The sequence below is a fragment of the Bythopirellula goksoeyrii genome (assembly GCF_008065115.1).
GTDB classification, from domain to species: Bacteria; Planctomycetota; Planctomycetia; order Pirellulales; family Lacipirellulaceae; genus Bythopirellula; species Bythopirellula goksoeyrii.
The window spans coordinates 30,671-47,076 of sequence record NZ_CP042913.1 but is presented as its reverse complement, the minus strand read 5'-3'; the positions used below and the strand labels follow the sequence as shown (position 1 = coordinate 47,076).

The window sequence follows — 16,406 nt, the reverse complement described above, 5'->3', positions numbered from 1 at the left end:
CGAAGCAATTCTAACCTATTCTTGAGAAGAAAAACGCGGTGCATTGTTACCCTAACTCGAGGTCTTTGAAATGGAAATGATACATCAAGCTAAGCACTGGGTGTTTCAGATGCTCAACGAAACTTGGGCTTGGTTTTCGACGCTAACCAAAGTCGAATGGATGGTGGTCCTGGGAATTTGCTCAGCATTTGGATTTCTCTGTATGAGAGGAATCGCTAGTCGCGGTACGACCTGAACGAACTTCCACTGCATCGCAGTGCCCCAATTCTTTAATAGGACTGAAGCGTGATGCCAATCGCAAGTATCGAAGTAATTCTGGCGGATACAGTTGCCTTGGCTGCCGTAGCACTGATTGGCTATCTGTTTGGTAGCCGTACCCGCGGCCAAGCAGCTAGTACAACCGATGCCCAGCTTGCGAGCGAGCTTTCTCGAGCTACCCGGATTGCTCGTGAGTTGCAAGGCGTTGCCGGTCGAATTCGAGAAGAAGTGGCCCAACATCAGTCAACGATCAACCACTTTCAACAACGTTTGGGCCGGTTGGAGCAAAGCGATCATACAGAAGGCTGGTTGGCCTTAGGTCGGGAAGCTGAATCGCTGCTAAATCCCACGATGAAATTGGCGAGCAACTTATCGCTGGCCTATGACGAGCTACGTAGACATTCCAATCAGTTGACCTTATTTGCAGGTTCGCGAACTGATCGTGAAACGGGATTACGAAATCGACGGGCGATGGAAGAACAACTTGAATTCTTATTGGCCAATCATACCGAGTCTTCTCGTCGGTTTGCCGTAACTATTTTTAGCGTACAGAGCGAGCAAGGTGAAATTGATACAGACAGCTTGTGCCAATTTGCCAGCCTACTTGAACACTCCGCAAGAGACACAGACATCGTCGCCCGCTATGGCAGCGATGAGTTTGTCGTCGTGATGCCTCACACGAGCCTGCCAGGTGCCACGGTGTTTAGCGAGAGGCTACTAAAGTTAGTATTATCTGAAATATCGCTTACCCTCTATGGTGGCATCGTAGAAGTCCAAAGCGACGACACCACGAGCAAGTTGCTTTCCCGCGCCGATTCGGCACTCTACAGTGCACGCAGCGATGGCAAAAGCTGCCTGTATCAGCATACGGGCAAATCCATCCGCCCACACGAACTGAGTGTGCTTCCGGAAACAGCCGGGGTTTGCTAGTTTTTAACGGCCCCCTGCAAGCAGCACGCGGGTAGACTTTGGTACAACCGCGTACTTGGCGCAGGGGATCTGAACCGTGCAGGATTTCGGTGTCTCAAAGGGCCAGAAAATGCGGGATTCGTTCAATTAGTTGACGCTCACCTGCTCTATCATCTAGACTTACTCTCTGAAGGCTCCAGCGAGGACGGGCATTGCCTTGCTGGTCAACTGAATCGGTTTTCATGACACCGATGCTAAGGGCTCCCAGCTTTGGGGCATCAATTGGCAAAGGTGGTATGAATTCGTTTGGAACGGATTACCAGATTCTGAATTCTTAACCACAACCGTCAGAAAGGAGATTGTCATGCCACTCTTTGAGGTCGAAACGGATAGTCACATCATCATCACCTGGGCACAAGACAACGACGAGGCGTCGGCTGTCGTGACCGATGCCTATCCCAATGATTCGGTCCTTCGCATGACCAAGCGGCCGCGTGATACTTGGGTGATCTCCAAGAGCGCCTTGGGGCTTTCCGGTTCACTTGATGTTTGTCACACCGCGAGAGATTGCCTGTCTAAGGCAGAGGGGGACAAAGTTCATGCTATTCGACTCTATATGCACGAGACGGGAGTCGATCTTGAACAAGCACGTAAAGTAATCGAGTCCAACATGGTCATGGGCTGGTAGCAAGAAAGCAATTGCCCCAAAGAGCTAATCCCAATGTCCAGCAAATTGTTGGTCAGTTCACCTCTTGGTCATTGGGAATTGGACATTCAATTCAGCCTGTTGTATTACCGATACTGGTTGGTGCTAGTACTCGGGTAAGCCACATTGGGTACCGACGAGTCGCTGCTCGTTGGTGATGTTGGACGTGTGGCCACTTCATATCTCGCGTTTGTAGCTGCTATGGCTGGATAGGTGCCAGTTCCCCCAGGACGATAGGGTTCAGCCGAAGCGATAGCCGACGCAGTTTGCACTTGCTGTGGTTCACTAGAAGGACTCGTCACAGGTGAAGCCGACTTCGGTGTGCTCGACATAGAATACCGGTCTCCTAAACCATTGGAAGCTGAACTCGTCGAGGCTGTTGCCATGGTGTTCGCGGGAGCGCTGAAATTTGGAACGGCTCCGCTGGTCGTTGGAGCGGTTGGTTCGGAACTCTGCGAATAGGAGTTGCCATAGCGGTCTGCAAGAGGAGCATTGCTTGACGGTGTAGCAGATGAATCTGCTAGGGACTGAGCGCTTGGTGCCGACTTCGCTGCAGGCACCGCGTTGGGATTATACGGCAATCCGCTTGAGGAGGCAGTCATCGTCGTAGCGGTTGAAGCCGCAGGACTGGTAGTCGTTGGCACGTAGCTTTGGGCTCCGGTACTCGGATAAGCTCCCGCCGATGCAACAAACGGCGGTGCCGCTTCGGTAGCACCGGACGCCGCTGCATTGGCGTTCGACTTAAACGCCGGTGCTGTTGATATCTGCACTGGATCGGCAGAATTCATGCTTTCGGCTTGCTTAGCGATTTCTGAAGGAAGCTGAGGGGCGGCATGTGCCACTGCAGTCGACTCGACCTTGGCGGCGTCCTTGGACGAACTCCACCAAGCCATTTTGGGTGCTGACTTGCAACCTAGCGCTGCACATCCAATAACTACCGCTAAGCTGACAGTAAGTATTCTTACTCGCATGGCATCCGTGCCCCAGTCTATGATTTAGTTTGCTTCCCTACGCTTCTATTGAGTAAAGATAATATAGAAGTCAGGTATCAGGGTTTCGCTATCCCGCATTAAGCGATAATTACTCAGCGGCGGAATAATCCCTACTTATTCTCTTGTCGGCAAGCTTGAGCAAACCTGCTTACTAAAATTCCTCGATTCAGGAGAAGTTTATGACGATTTTCGCCGACGGATTTGCGCTCCGCTAGCGAGCGGGGATTATAGAGGCCCTCTTTAGAGGGTCAATGTCAGTTGCATCGTCTTCGCTTGCCTAGAAAAACAGCACCCGGCACATGACTGCAATGCACCCTACGAAGGGTTGAGCAATGCATGCATGTGTGGGTGCTATTCATTGGCAGTGCTAGCAATTCGCCTTTTCCTCAGCCTTTTGCCTTGTCGTATCGTTCGTCGACGGCCTTCCAATCGATCACGTTGAAGAAGGCGGCAACGTAATCAGGACGACGATTCTGGTAGTGAAGATAATAGGCATGTTCCCAGACATCCAATCCCAAGATCGGCGTGTTGCCACTCATGTAGGGGTTGTCCTGATTTGGAGTGCTTTCGACGATCAACTTGCCAGCCGGAGTAACACTCAGCCAGGCCCAGCCGCTGCCGAAGCGTGTGGCTGCAGCCTTGCTGAAGGCTTCTTTAAAGGCCGCGAATCCACCCAGTTCACTAGTGATGGCTTCACCAATCGCTCCAGAAGGTTCGCCGCCCCCCTTGGGGCACATGACGGTCCAAAATAGAGAGTGATTGGCATGCCCACCGCCGTTATTTCGCACGGCCGTTCGGATGTTCTCAGGCACGGTGTCGATCTTGCGACACAAGTCTTCGATTGACATCTCAGCAACCCCTGCCCCTTCCAAAGCGGCGTTGACATTAGTCACGTAGGCATTGTGGTGTTTGTCGTGGTGGATCTCCATCGTCTTGGCATCGATATGAGGCTCCAGTGCGTTGTTAGGATACGGTAAATCGGGGAGAGTGTAGGCCATTTTAGATTCCTCCTCATAGGATTGAGTTGCGTTATATTCACACTGCGAAGCGCCGGGAAAGAATGTCGCCAGATCTGATGATTCCCGGGCCATCCGCTCAATCAGCAGCATAACGGACTGAATCCGGTTGGGCAATCGGCCCATAGAAAGTCGAGCCGGATACATCAGCTTCCGGTATCAACAGACTGAGCAAGATATGTCGGCTTCAGGCAAGACGAGAGCCGCGCAATTTTGTCGCACCTCGGTCCACTTAACTATCAGTCCTACCAGCCGAACTTAACAGTCCTTGCAGATGGTGGCACTGGGCTTCAAGTGCTGAGAGTTGCAAGGAAAGTCTCTCGACGATTGATTCCTTGGAATCTGTGTTGGTAGAACCGCGATCTACTCTCTTGTGCAGCGTATATTCAGAGTTCAAATCAACGTCTTCAAAGGCGGCGTCCAAGGCATCAACAGAAGGCTTCTCTGGGGCAACGGATCGCAACTTCGTGTGTTGGGAGAGAGGGGGTCGGTTTTGATTTCGCGATTCGGTCCGGGGTCTCCTCCCTTTCCAATTCATCGTTTCTCGAATGTCATCACGCATGGCATTGCCCTTAGTTAAATATGCATTGCAACTGCCAGAAAGCCTATCGATCTCTGACTAACAGCTGGCAGCTAATTGCTTTGAATTCTTACAGAACAAGAAGTTGAGACTCTTCAATCAACTCGTGTTCCTCTTTCGCCATCAAATAGGCCTTTACACTTTGAAGTATCATTTGCGCACGATCAGCCACGTCGCCGCTACGACGATTACTCGTACTACGCGGTCGCACAGCCACTTCGATATTTGTCGAGGTATATTCTCCCGCTGCGAAACCAAGATTGTTCGTCCTCATGACGCGCTGTTCGCTAAACTCCAGTTCGATGCGGTAGTCAATATTACGGTCTCCTCTGCGGCGATCGCAAGAAACCTTTGAACTGGCGATTTCCAGTTCGACGGTATTTTCCTTCGTAGAAACTATTTTCGCCTGGTGGTCGGAAACGAACCCACGAAGCTTGGCAATCGCAATATCGATAGGTACTGCCGTCGAAAGAGAGGTCTCGATAACAGGTTTCCCTGAAAACCTACCCAACCACCACCATTTTTTCTTTGTCGGTTGTTTTTCCATGCCGTTCCCCAGTTGTACGACTTGATTTCGACCTTGCTCCTTCGCCATCAACAGAGCTCGGTCCGCACGACGCAGCATCGTTTCCGAGTTGTCACCTGCTTGCAATTCTGTCACGCCAAAACTGGCAGTTATCTTTTTGTCGCCTAGTTGCGAATGGGATGTTTCTGCTAGTTTGCGGCGAATTTCTTCCGCGCGACGTGCTGCATGGGCATTGTTACAGTCGGCACACAACACCGCGAATTCTTCCCCGCCATATCGGGCAACAAGGTCACCCGTTCGACACATCGAAGAGAGGAGACCGGCAACCGTGATGATCGCTTCGTCGCCCGCCTGATGGCCATGGGTGTCATTGATTGACTTGAAGTGATCGATATCGATCATAATGAGGCTACAAGGGTGATGCGCCTGCTCGTGCGCTTCAATGAACAAAGCTTGCATTCGGTCAAATTCTGCTCGATTTGCCACTTTGGTAAGCGGATCTCGCGTGACTTCGGCATGCAAAGCTTCGCATTTTTCTTCCAGAGTTGCTTCAGACTGGGCATCGTGTAAAAGAATCGTCGCACCAAGAATGGCACCATCACGTCCTATCACGGGAATGGCGTGCAAGTCGATCGGTACCAATTTTCCTTGACGACCCAAAATCATCAACCGCTGCCGAATCTGAGAACTTGTACGCAGTACTCGCGCAACGGGACACGAACCATCATGGATGCGTCGTTTGCCGTGACTACACATTTCTAGCAAGCTCGGTGCAAATGTTCGCCCCGTGGCAGCGCCTCGACTGATGCCAGTGATTTGCTCGGCACCCTTGTTCCAAAGAGTAATCTTGGCCTGAACGTCGACGAATACCACTCCGTCCCGCATCGCTTCAATGAGCTTTTGCTCGAAGAGCGATCGTCCAGAGTTTTCGGAGGCTGAACCTTGTTTGGTTGGCACTGGAGACTCTGCATTCTGGACAGCATCCCAGGGCAGTTCATCCTGCGTATTATTTAGTTCATTGAGCCATCGTGTTGCGACACGCTCAGTCAGCACATCATGGTGTTCTGAGAGTACTTCTTGGAATTGCTTGACTAGCACGGAATCAAATTGTGTACCGGAGTGCTCAAAGAGTTCCTGTAGGGCACGATCGCGACTCCAAGCATCACGATAGACTTGATCGGTTGTCATCGAATCGAAGGCATCGACAATGGCAATCATTCTCGCTGCCAGCGGAATTCCCTCGCCACGGAGCGCTTGTTCATCGTCGCCGCCGTCAAAGCGTGAGGTCGAATGCATGATCGCTTGCAATACTTCAGTCGAACCACAGCATTCTGCTACGATGGAACTCCCCTGTCGGCATTGCTTTCGTACCAGCGATTCTTCTTCTGGTGTGAGGCGGCTTGATTTAGTTAGAATCGAATCGGGGACGCCGATCTTCCCAATGTCGTGAAGTAGAGCAGCCACTTCGATAATGTCTCTCGTGGCTTCGTCCAATCCCGCATAGAGCGCCCAAGAACTGCATCCTAGTGAAACTCGCAAAGAATGCTCGGCCGTCTGAGGGTGCTTTTGGCGCAAAGCGGTGAACAACCCGCTTGCCATTCCTAGTCGAACTTGCACCAGCTTATTTTCATGGCGTGCGGTCGGATGGGGTTTCACATCTTCATTGTGCTTTACCAAGCCGCTGCCGCCTGCCACATCTTCCAACGCGCGCAGGAGGGAGCTGATTTCAGCCACTCGCGACTCGGTCGACGTCAATCTGGATGACTTGGCTTGCGATACTTCAGGAACTGGAGGTTCTTGAATTTCAGTATTTGATTCAGACATAGGATCAATGCATGTGCAGTTTGATTCGGAATACCGGCTGCCAGATTACGCAGGTGACACCCCTCCGATTTCCTCTTTAAGGCTAGGTTATTTTTGGACCTCCTGATTTAAGTCCAGGGACTTGGCACGGTCACCAATCACCTAGGCGCACAACCCCTACAATCGGATTGCCCGGTTTCCCCTGGGGAGTCCTGTAGTTTGCTTCTGACTCGCTGGTAGCAGCCATTTATAGATTTTACCCAACCGTTACAAAGCGGTTTGACGAACGTTCATAGCGAATGGTGCGGTCAAAATGCCGATTCCGATTGTACGGAAGCTAGTCGAGTGTTGGCTGGCTATGCGCTAACTACGATTCCTAGCTAGCACTCAAAAAGGCAGGCGGACAGATATCAAAGCCGGCTACGAATTAGCTGGGCAAACTCGAACTGACCGGTTGAAACACCGAATCCAATTCAGCAAAGCGGCACGATGGCACGAAATAACGCACGCTTGGGACGACTTCGACGCGTCCTCAATGAAGACCAATCCTCCGTGAGTGTTGCCTACAACATTCAAGAGTCTGACCGGATCCCGGGCGATACACCTCGCTATGGTGGGGGTGCGAACATAGAGAACCACCCTCAGATTACTGACTATATTCCACGTAGGGCTCGCGTTTTCGGACTGCTAATCGCAGCCGGAGCATTCTTGGGGATTCTTGCAGAAATGGTTGCCCACCACGCCGCAAAGATCTCGGCTTTCATTCCCCAGGGAGTCGACATCAATCTTGCAGAGGTGTTTTCGTCTCGGTTGATTGCCTGGACTTCGGCGGCATCGCTGCTCCTTACCGCAGCCTGTGCGCATGTAGTCTACCTATTGAAACGGCATCGCATCGACGATCTGAGTGGCCGTTATCGTGTTTGGCGGATGGTGAGTTGGCTATCTGTCATACTCAGTGCCAACTGTGTACTCGCGATTCATCCAGTTGTCGGGCAGATGTTGGGCCACAGCACGGGTTGGCATCTCTTGAGCAACGATTCAGGATGGTGGTTGCTACCGGTGTTGCTTATCGGCGGTTACGTATTCTCAAAGTTGGTAATTGATGCCGCTGAATGTCGAACAGCGATGACCGTGTTTCTGTTGGCAATGACGTGCTTTCTGATTGCCGGTGGACTTGCTGCAGGATGGATTCCAATCGAGAACTCGCTTTGGGCTGGGACGATCACTCGCTCACTGCCTCTAGCAGGATTCTTGCTCTCGCTGATGGGGTGCCTACTGACTGCCAGGTATGTCGTTCTCGACGTACAAGGATTGATCGAGCACGATGCGCCTGAGAGCAAAATCGTGGTGGCGGCTAGTGCTTCAAATACTGCTGTGGCCAACGAATCCCACGACGAAGCTGAGGAGGATTCCGAGTCGGCGTGGATCGATGGCAGCCAACCCGAAGACGACTACGATCGCCCCCTCTCGAAGGCAGAACGCAAGCGTCTCCGCAAACAGCAACGCCATAGAGCTGCCTGAAAAACGCAGGGCTTATCAAGAAAAATCCTGTCGTCCCCTTTCAGGACTCCGTCGCTTCGGGGATAGTAGTCTCTGCTGCCAACGTCATTCCCGCGCAGGTGGGAACCCAGAGTTTGTGCATGCCCTCTGATTTCACGCATAGCTGGGAACGACGCAAACCTTTCACCACTTTCCCTCGTAGGTTCCATGACGGTTCGCACACGTTTTGCACCCAGCCCGACAGGTTATCTCCACATCGGCGGGGTCCGCACAGCCTTGTTCAATTGGCTCTTTGCACGCGCCCACGGCGGGCAATTTGTGCTGAGAGTTGACGACACAGATCAGCAACGCAATGTTGAAGCCGCCCTCCAGCCAATCCTTGAAGGTTTTCGGTGGCTGGGGCTTGATTGGGACGAAGGTCCCGAAGTAGGCGGCCCTTATGGACCCTACTACCAATCCGAACGCAGTGACAAGTATCAAGCTGCGGTCGAATCGCTATTGGCTTCTGGCGCAGCATATCGCGATTTCGCCACGACCGAGGAAATTCAGGCAGAACGGGAAGCGGCACAACAAGCAGGGGAACAGTTCACCTATAGTCGTCGCTGGATGGCGGAATCCATCGAGCAAGCGCAGCAGTTCGCTGCTGAAGGCCGCCAGGCAGTTGTCCGCCTAAAAATGCCTCGCGAAGGGGAGTTAATCCATCAAGATCTGATCCGCGGAGAAGTTCGCTTTCCCTGGTCCAACGAACAGGACCATGTTATCCAGCGTGCCGATGGTAGCTGCCTGTATCATCTCGCATCGGTGGTCGATGACAACGACATGCAAATCACGCACGTCATCCGCGCCGAGGAGCACCTCTCTAACACCCCTCGGCAGATATACATCGCCCAATCGCTCGGCTACTCGCTCCCCGAGTATGCCCATCTGCCCTATGTGGCAGAACCAGGTAGCAAACACAAACTCAGCAAACGCAAGCTGGACAAATACCTCAAGAACAAGGACTTTGCCCAACTCAAGTCCCACGGCGAACGAATTGCCGAACGGATGCATCTCTCAGTGGACAGCGAAGTCTTCAACCCAGTCATTGTCGATTTCTACGAGCAAATTGGTTTTTTGCCCGACGCGATTCTCAACTACCTTTTGCTCTTAGGTTGGTCTCTCGACGACAAAACCGAAGAGTTTACCCGCGACGAGATGATCAAACATTTTTCGCTTGAACGAGTTAACAAGGCTCCGGCAAGCTTCGATCCGCAGAAGCTGGTTGCTTTTCAAGATCGCGCGATGCAGAAATTGCCCCTCAAGCAAAAGGTTGCGAGGGTGTTGCCCTTTCTGCAAGCAGCCGGCTACATCAAAAACCCGCCGCCGTGTGATACCGGTCCTTACCTCAGTCAAATCTGCGAGGCTGCTGGCGACCGGATCAAAGTCGCGGGAGACATTCTCGATTACGATGATTTCTTCGTCGCTGACGACAAGCTCGAATACGATGAGAAAACTCTCGACAAGCGACTCCGCAAAGCGGAAAATTCGCCTCAGCTCTTGGCCGAGTTCCGTGATCATCTAGCCAGCGTAGAAACATTCGAGGCCGCGACGCTCGAAGAAACATTGAAGGAATTCGTCGCAGAGAAAGGAATCAAGATCGTCGAGATCGTCCACGCGGTCCGCGTTGCGATCACGGGCAAACCTGTGGGTTTCGGACTCTTCGAGACACTAGCCATTCTTGGCCAAGAGCGTAGCCTCGCTCGCATTGACCGAGTCTTGCAACAGATTTCAACCTCATAGCCGTGGCCGGAAGGCCATGGTTGAACCTCAAGCATCCCTCGCCTACCGATGAGGGCTAATATATCAATTCGCCTCAAGCCGCGAGATTACCGCGTTAGTATACTCGCTCGTCGAGGCATTACCCCCCAAATCACCCGTCAGCGTCTTTCCTTCGGCTAGCACGCCGCGGACTGCATTTTCCACTGCGTCCGCCGCTGTCTTCTCACCAAGAAAACGCAACATCAACACACCGCTCAACACGAGTGCAGTCGGATTCGCCAATCCCTTGCCTGCAATATCGGGGGCTGTGCCATGGACTGCCTCAAACACCGCCAGCTTTTCGCCAACATTGGCACTAGGCGTCACCCCCAGGCCGCCTACAAGTCCGCTGGTCAGGTCGGATAGAATATCACCGAATAAATTTTCCATCACGAGTACGTCAAATACATGGGGATTACTAACTAACTTCATAGCCGCCGCGTCCACGATGCAGTCATCGAATTCGATGTCGCTGAACTCCTCGGCAACTTCCTGGCAAGTCTGTAAGAACAACCCGTCGCTGAGCTTCAGAATATTTGCCTTGTGGACACAGGTCACGCGTTTGCGATCCTGCCGACGAGCCGTTTGGAACGCAAACCGTGCAATTCGCTCCGACGCAACCTTGGTAATAATTCGCAAACTCTCAACAACCCCTGGCACCACGGTATGCTCCAGCCCGCTGTAGAGTCCTTCCGTGTTTTCGCGGATCACGATCAGATCAACATCTTCGAATCGAGTAACGACACCAGGGAGTGATCGAGCAGGGCGGAAGTTGGCAAACAAATTCAGCTTTTGCCGCAGAGCGACATTGACGCTGCGGAAACCGGCCCCGGAGGCCGTCGCCGTTGGTCCCTTGAGTGTTGCATCAGCCGATCTAACGGCATCCAGCGTTGCTTCGGGAAGTGGATCACCTACCGTTTCAAAGGCCCCCTGCCCTGCCACTGCCTCTCGCCAGTCAATGGCCACGCCACTCGCATCGAGAATCGCCTTCGCAGCTGCACAAACCTCGGGTCCAATTCCATCACCAGCAATCGAGACTACAGAATAACTCATAAACGACTTTCTAGATAAATTTTCACCACGCTGCATCACGTGCATCAAACGGGACTGTCAGCGCCGAAGCCCCGCCACTCGTAACCGCGATCGCCAAGAATCCGTCCGCCGGCGCATTACCCTCAAACACTGGTGCTAAATAGGCAAATACCGCCGGGACCTCCGAACGACATTTTAGATAAGGAAACGCACAAAGAAAGATGGTAGTCTTTTCCGTATCGCCGTCGGAGCGTTGGGCGGCTATAGCTTCGTCCACCGTGTCGTCCCCCAACCAACTGCGGGCGATCTCTCCGCCAACCGCGTCTTCACAATCGAGCAGAAACAACACGGGATCGCGCATTTTCTCGCGCACGGCATCATACGTTTGAAACGCCAGCTCTAAACTGCTTTCCAGCAGCATCTGTTGGGCCTCTAAAGCGGCCTCCCCATCTGCTCCCTCTTCCACCGGGTACTCCTCGCATAGACATCGCTGATAGAAAGTTTCAGCAGAACGTGAGCCTATCGCTCAGGAGGCAGTTCGGCAAGCGACCCTACGGAAAGTCGATCAAACTTGCCCATTTTCTTCGGCCAGCAAAGCCTCCAGACTATCCAGGTCGACAGCCGTTTCGAAGACGGCGGCTTGGAATATCACTTGGGCTTCGCGCTCGATTGCTTCGACGTCGATTTCGCCATCGATCCGCACCTGGAAGACTTCCACACTTTCTTTCACGGCTTCCTTGCACTCCGTGGCAAGCGAAATGAGGTCATCCAGATCGAGATCAAATCGAGTTTTCAACAGGGGAAGCAAGATCCGCATGTGAGGGCTGTCGGCAGTCCATAGCACCTCAGCCAATACGCTCGCCACTTTGAGTATCTGACTCATTTTGTCTGCAGATGCCGGGCAGTGATGATGCTGAGAAACGGCCACCACCAATTCCTCTGGCAATTGCCACCGGGTAAGCAATCGCACACCCACATCCACGTGAGTGAAACCAAAGTCTTCCTCTTCACGTTGGAGCTGTGTGACCAGATGATCGGAGTTTGCGCAAGTCTCCAGGTACTTGGCGGTTTCGATTTGTGCCATCGCCATCATCCCCAGATCGGCCAACAGCCCTGCGGCAAATACCGAATCAGCATGCACTTCGCGTTTGTCACAACGCTCTGCAAGTTTTCGGGCCGCCACGGCCATACTCAGCGAACGCCTCCAATAGTTCTCGTGAAAAGTCTTCGGGCACCCATTGGCCAGCGCCTTCACGAGCCCGAATCCCAGCACCGACAATCGCAGCGAACGCCGACCCAAGTACGCCATCGCTTCTTGAACAGCCGTAATCTTGCGCGGCAAACCGTAATAAGACGAGTTCACCAACCGCAAAACCGCAGCCGTCAGAGCCGGATCATTTTCCAGACACCGCTTGACGTCGTGAAATTCAAAATCGGGATCGCGCGTGATCTCCATCACCTGCAGCGCAACCGCGGGAGACGAGTGCAACTTGTCCAACCGGCCAAGCAAGTGATCAATAGAGTCTGACGTCTCCAGGGCCAAGTTAGACATGGGACTTCTCTTTCCAAAAAAAGCCGCGACCGCTGGTCGCGAAGGTGCAATAACCACAGGCTTGCGACCGCCGGTCGCAAACTACGAGCTAATGCAACTTTAGCTCACACTCCGGCCAACGTGGTCTGGCTGTATGGATTACTACGAAAGAACCGAGACCCACTTCTCTAGACGTTTCGCCCCCATTGTTAGCCGCGACACGGAGCGCCATTGTTAGCCGCGATGCGGAGCGCAGCAGAGCGCGTTCCTCCCTCCCCACCAGCCACACACCAGGAGCCACCCAAGCAACAAGAGCCCACTCGGTTCCGGCACCGCAGCTGCATTCGCCGAGAGCGGCGCGACCATGCCGTAGTTCGCCTGCCAATCGGTGAGGTTTCCAATGCTCGGATCACGCTGCCAAACAAGAAAATCACGACCATCGACATCGCCGTCGACGTCGAAGTCGCCAAGGAGAACGTTGATGACTTCAAGCGTCACATCGTTAGCGTTGTACTGCACGTCGAATCCGAGTCCGGCGCCCAAATAAGCGCCATTGACATTGGCAAAGGTACCCGTCACTCCACCGGTCGTGGTGAGAATGGGAAACATGTGCCCGAGACTTGGCGAGTAGCCACTATCGATCACAAGTTCCAAACTACCGCCCAGCGTGGCGGTGTCGGCCGTGAGTTGATCGAAGTCGACCCCCGCCGTGGGTGTAACTCCACCGGCAAAGAGTTCGATCTCCACGGAACCGGCGTTGATCATGTAGTCCTGCGAGACGGTCATTGTTCCTGGCGAGCCACCGATCAAGAGCGTGCCACCATCCTGAACAAGTACGCCATTGAACGTCTCCGCAGTGAGTGTGCCACCATTGAAATCAAAATTGCCCGTGCCGGGGTGCTGGATCGTGCCGGCAAAAACGTCACCGCCGTTCATGGCGAACGTCCCACTCGTGACGTCGATCAGGCCGTGAGCGCCATCGGCGTTGCCGCCGGTACCCAGCCCGCCCCGCAGGTCGAGCGTGGCGCTATCGGTAATTGTGTAGCTGCCGCCAAGCACATTCAACGTGCCGCCATCGCCGCCGACGTTGCCGGGTGAGCCGGAGCCCAGGCCGGCGTTGCCGCCATTGAGCAGCACCACGGACGAGCCGTTCTGGGTGATCGACCCGCTGTTGAGCTGGATCGTGCCACCCAAGCCGCCGATGCCGTCGCCGAATGTGTCACCGCCGCCGCCGTCGCCGCCATTGGCCTTTAGGCTGCTCTGAGCGTCAAGGATCACGGTGGTACTGCTGAGGTTGAGGGTGCCGCCTGCGCCGCCGGTGCCGCCGTAGTTGTCGCAGCAGGCGCCCAGGCCGCCGCCGTCACCGCCGTCGAAGCTCATCGAGCCGATCCCGCCGAGTGTGATGCCGCCGCCGGTCGCAGTGAGCATCCCGCCGTCGCCGCCAATCCCACCGGAGTTGAAAAGGCCGGGGGGGATGAGTCCGCCGTCGCCGCCGTCGTAGCGGATCGAACCGTCGGTGTTGGTGATCTGGCCGTTAGATTTCAGCGTTTTGCCGCTGGTCCCGGCCACGCCGGCCGCAGCCTGTGCCGGCGTAGCGTCGACGAGACCGCCCGCTGTCACGTTGAGCGCTGCGCCGTTGCTCATCGTCACGTCATTCAGGACCTGGACTAAGCCCGTATCCGAAACATTCAGCGAGGCGTTGCTAAGCGTGAGTGGATCGGCCGAGGCAGCTCCGGTTCGACCCAGGATCTCCCCACTATTTAGCGAGAACGTGCCGCCGGTGACATTGACGCTGCCGTTGGCGCCGGTAGTGCCGGGGAAAATTGCGCTGCCGCCAACACCACCAGCCAGGGAGATGTTTCCTCCATGCAATAGGAACTCACCGGCAGAGACCGACACGGTTCCGCCTCGCCCGCCATCGCCTCCGGTAGTGTTCGCATTGCCACCCACACCCCCATCGAGAGTGACGGACCCGGTAAGGGTGGCGAGCCCTCCAGAGATAGAGACATTTCCCCCCTGGGCCGCATCCCCTCCGGTAGCTCCGGCATTCCCACCCCGGCCACCCGTCAAGTCGAAGGTGCCGGACAGATCGACGGTTCCACCAGAGACCGTCAGCGATCCGCCCACGCCGGCCTCTCTTTGCTGGGTTCCGACACCACCGACCTGAACAAAGTCGCCCGACAAAACGGCCGTGCCGGTGGCGACCGAAACGGATCCTCCCGCACTGAAACGGCTCCCACTGAGGTCAAATGCGCCCGAGATCGTAACGTCGCTGTTTGATAGACTGATCGACCCCCCCACTCCTCCTGCCGAGGAAGAAGATCCGGGACCTTGTGTTCCACCTCGCAGGTCCCCATCCCCCCCGAGTACGGCAATCCCACCCTCCACGACGATTGCCCCACCCCTTCCACCAGCAGCAAATTGCCCTCCCGTGCCGCCTCTCAGATTCCAAAGAGAACCAACACTTGACAGGAGTTCACTAGATGAAGTGATTTTACGCCCTTGGGCTCCAGTACTGAATCCCAACCCGTTGGCGCCGTTCCCCTCGATCACTCCACCGGCTTGTGATTCGAGGGTACCCGTGTTGTTCGCGTCTGCCGCGAGCCGGTAAGTCGCCGTTCCGCCTCCCGTGCTGCCGAATTTCAGCGAAGTAAGCGTTGCGTTATTGATAGGCGTGCCGCCTGTGAAAACAATCGCGTCCGCCGGGCCGATCAGATCCACCGCAAACGGGCCCACCGGTGGTCCGGATGGGCCGGCAAGAAGGTTCAGACGGTAATTGTCCGCCGGGAGCGGGTTGGGGTTCAGTGGGGTCCCGACGACCGTGATGCCTGGCCAAGACAGCAGTGCGTCTGGACCAGCAGACGTACGATCCTGTCCGCGGAGCGCGTTGGCACTATCGAACAAAGATAGTTGCGCGTCGAAGCCCGAACTGGGGATCACATCACCCGCGCTGTTCACTCCGCCCACCTGCGTATAAGCGCGGAACCGCAGGTCCTCGCCGCTGCCGACAGTGCGCGTCAGATCGAACAACGCATCGTACTCGTCAAGCGGCACATTGATGTCGCCCTCCAGCGAGAAGTAGGCCGACTGGCCTCGAGCCAGAGCGACACTAAAAGTGAAGAGCGAACAGATGAGGATCCCAATGGCGACGTACGAGTGGTGGTGATTCATGGTGCAATCTTCCTGCTATTTCTTGGGGGGAAACGATTGAAGTGGCGTGAACCGCCTCCCGTGCGGCCAACGACCAATGGTGAAAATCTGAGTGTGGGCTGTTCGCTGCGAGAACTCCGGGTGTGAAGCATCAGTCACGTCGTGTGAGAACTGGCGATTAGTGTTGAGCCTCCAGCAGCACTGGATTGGTCCGATATTAACACGACCAGTGCCGAATTCCTACCAATTTCTGCGAAATCCAGCCCTTTGTCGCCTAATGGCGGGATGGTATACCAATCCCCACAGGCGCATGACATCTGAACTATGCCGTGACGCAGGCTTACAGCCTGTGAATCTTATGATTGACAAGCGAGATGACTGCCCCGCGAAATCTACTCGATGGCCAAAACTAATCTCTAACCTCCAGTCACCATTTTCTTATAATGTCCGTTGCACTCCATAGCACACGATCATTGAAAATAGAGAAAATGAGTTGAGAGCAGAGAGCGCACTAGCAGCGACGTCGCTAGAGATCCGTCGGTAGGTTTTTGGCGGCCAAATGCTTGAGGGATTCCGCTTTTTGTCCCCAAGGACAAGAGTTTTGTT

Annotated in this window: 11 protein-coding genes; 4 read left to right on the top strand and 7 right to left on the bottom strand. The window is 54.5% G+C overall.

Translation table 11 applies throughout. The features are described 5' to 3' along the window. Positions 1-288 precede the first annotated feature (288 nt). Together Pr1d_RS00155 and Pr1d_RS00150 are read left to right on the top strand one after the other, a co-directional pair. Positions 289-1,188 (top strand): GGDEF domain-containing protein, encoded by a 900-nt coding sequence (locus Pr1d_RS00155; RefSeq protein WP_148071610.1) that lies wholly within the window; start codon positions 289-291, stop codon positions 1,186-1,188. Positions 1,189-1,531: 343 nt separating this feature from the next. Continuing rightward, the gene (locus tag Pr1d_RS00150; RefSeq protein WP_148071609.1) at positions 1,532-1,855 is read left to right on the top strand and encodes a DUF6793 family protein; all 324 of its coding nucleotides are present in this window, start codon (positions 1,532-1,534) and stop codon (positions 1,853-1,855) included. Between the two features lie 104 nt (positions 1,856-1,959). Here the strand turns inward: Pr1d_RS00150 and Pr1d_RS00145 are convergent, their stop codons facing one another. From Pr1d_RS00145 to Pr1d_RS00135, 3 genes are all read right to left on the bottom strand, one after another. Continuing rightward, entirely contained in the window at positions 1,960-2,844 is an 885-nt protein-coding gene (locus Pr1d_RS00145) for a hypothetical protein (protein ID WP_148071608.1), read from the bottom strand. 407 nt (positions 2,845-3,251) lie between these two features. After that, entirely contained in the window at positions 3,252-3,863 is a 612-nt protein-coding gene (locus Pr1d_RS00140; protein ID WP_148071607.1) for a superoxide dismutase, read from the bottom strand. 668 nt (positions 3,864-4,531) lie between these two features. Beyond that, complete coding sequence (locus Pr1d_RS00135) at positions 4,532-6,811, bottom strand: diguanylate cyclase domain-containing protein (RefSeq protein WP_148071606.1); 2,280 nt, start codon at positions 6,809-6,811, stop codon at positions 4,532-4,534. A 468-nt stretch (positions 6,812-7,279) separates the two neighbouring features. On the opposite strand from Pr1d_RS00135, the gene Pr1d_RS00130 reads away from it, so the two are divergent. Next, positions 7,280-8,311, top strand: a complete 1,032-nt coding sequence (locus Pr1d_RS00130) for a hypothetical protein (RefSeq protein WP_148071605.1) — start codon at positions 7,280-7,282, stop codon at positions 8,309-8,311. A 186-nt stretch (positions 8,312-8,497) separates the two neighbouring features. Then, entirely contained in the window at positions 8,498-10,069 is a 1,572-nt protein-coding gene (gene gltX / locus Pr1d_RS00125; protein WP_148071604.1) for a glutamate--tRNA ligase, read from the top strand. Positions 10,070-10,132: 63 nt separating this feature from the next. Here the strand turns inward: gltX and Pr1d_RS00120 are convergent, their stop codons facing one another. The 4 genes from Pr1d_RS00120 to Pr1d_RS00105 all read right to left on the bottom strand — a co-directional run bounded on the left by Pr1d_RS00120 (position 10,133) and on the right by Pr1d_RS00105 (position 15,821). Beyond that, positions 10,133-11,140: an isocitrate/isopropylmalate dehydrogenase family protein gene (locus Pr1d_RS00120; RefSeq protein ID WP_148071603.1), complete on the bottom strand. Its 1,008-nt coding sequence runs from the start codon at positions 11,138-11,140 to the stop codon at positions 10,133-10,135. 22 nt (positions 11,141-11,162) lie between these two features. After that, positions 11,163-11,585, bottom strand: a complete 423-nt coding sequence (locus Pr1d_RS00115) for a hypothetical protein (protein WP_148071602.1) — start codon at positions 11,583-11,585, stop codon at positions 11,163-11,165. A 99-nt stretch (positions 11,586-11,684) separates the two neighbouring features. Beyond that, a complete protein-coding gene (locus Pr1d_RS00110; RefSeq protein WP_148071601.1) occupies positions 11,685-12,671 on the bottom strand; it encodes an HDOD domain-containing protein in 987 nt (328 codons plus the stop codon). Positions 12,672-12,884: 213 nt separating this feature from the next. Further along, positions 12,885-15,821, bottom strand: coding sequence for a beta strand repeat-containing protein (locus Pr1d_RS00105; RefSeq protein WP_148071600.1), 2,937 nt, complete (start codon positions 15,819-15,821; stop codon positions 12,885-12,887). Positions 15,822-16,406 lie beyond the last annotated feature (585 nt).

Bases quoted from the DNA above. Each gene is read 5' to 3' on its own strand.
- Pr1d_RS00105 (WP_148071600.1), bottom strand. From the start codon at position 15,821: ATGAATCACCACCACTCGTACGTCGCCATTGGGATCCTCATCTGTTCG.
- Pr1d_RS00150 (WP_148071609.1), top strand. From the start codon at position 1,532: ATGCCACTCTTTGAGGTCGAAACGGATAGTCACATCATCATCACCTGG.
- Pr1d_RS00145 (WP_148071608.1), bottom strand. From the start codon at position 2,844: ATGCGAGTAAGAATACTTACTGTCAGCTTAGCGGTAGTTATTGGATGT.
- Pr1d_RS00130 (WP_148071605.1), top strand. From the start codon at position 7,280: ATGGCACGAAATAACGCACGCTTGGGACGACTTCGACGCGTCCTCAAT.
- Pr1d_RS00135 (WP_148071606.1), bottom strand. From the start codon at position 6,811: ATGTCTGAATCAAATACTGAAATTCAAGAACCTCCAGTTCCTGAAGTA.
- Pr1d_RS00140 (WP_148071607.1), bottom strand. From the start codon at position 3,863: ATGGCCTACACTCTCCCCGATTTACCGTATCCTAACAACGCACTGGAG.
- gltX (WP_148071604.1), top strand. From the start codon at position 8,498: ATGACGGTTCGCACACGTTTTGCACCCAGCCCGACAGGTTATCTCCAC.
- Pr1d_RS00110 (WP_148071601.1), bottom strand. From the start codon at position 12,671: ATGTCTAACTTGGCCCTGGAGACGTCAGACTCTATTGATCACTTGCTT.
- Pr1d_RS00120 (WP_148071603.1), bottom strand. From the start codon at position 11,140: ATGAGTTATTCTGTAGTCTCGATTGCTGGTGATGGAATTGGACCCGAG.
- Pr1d_RS00155 (WP_148071610.1), top strand. From the start codon at position 289: ATGCCAATCGCAAGTATCGAAGTAATTCTGGCGGATACAGTTGCCTTG.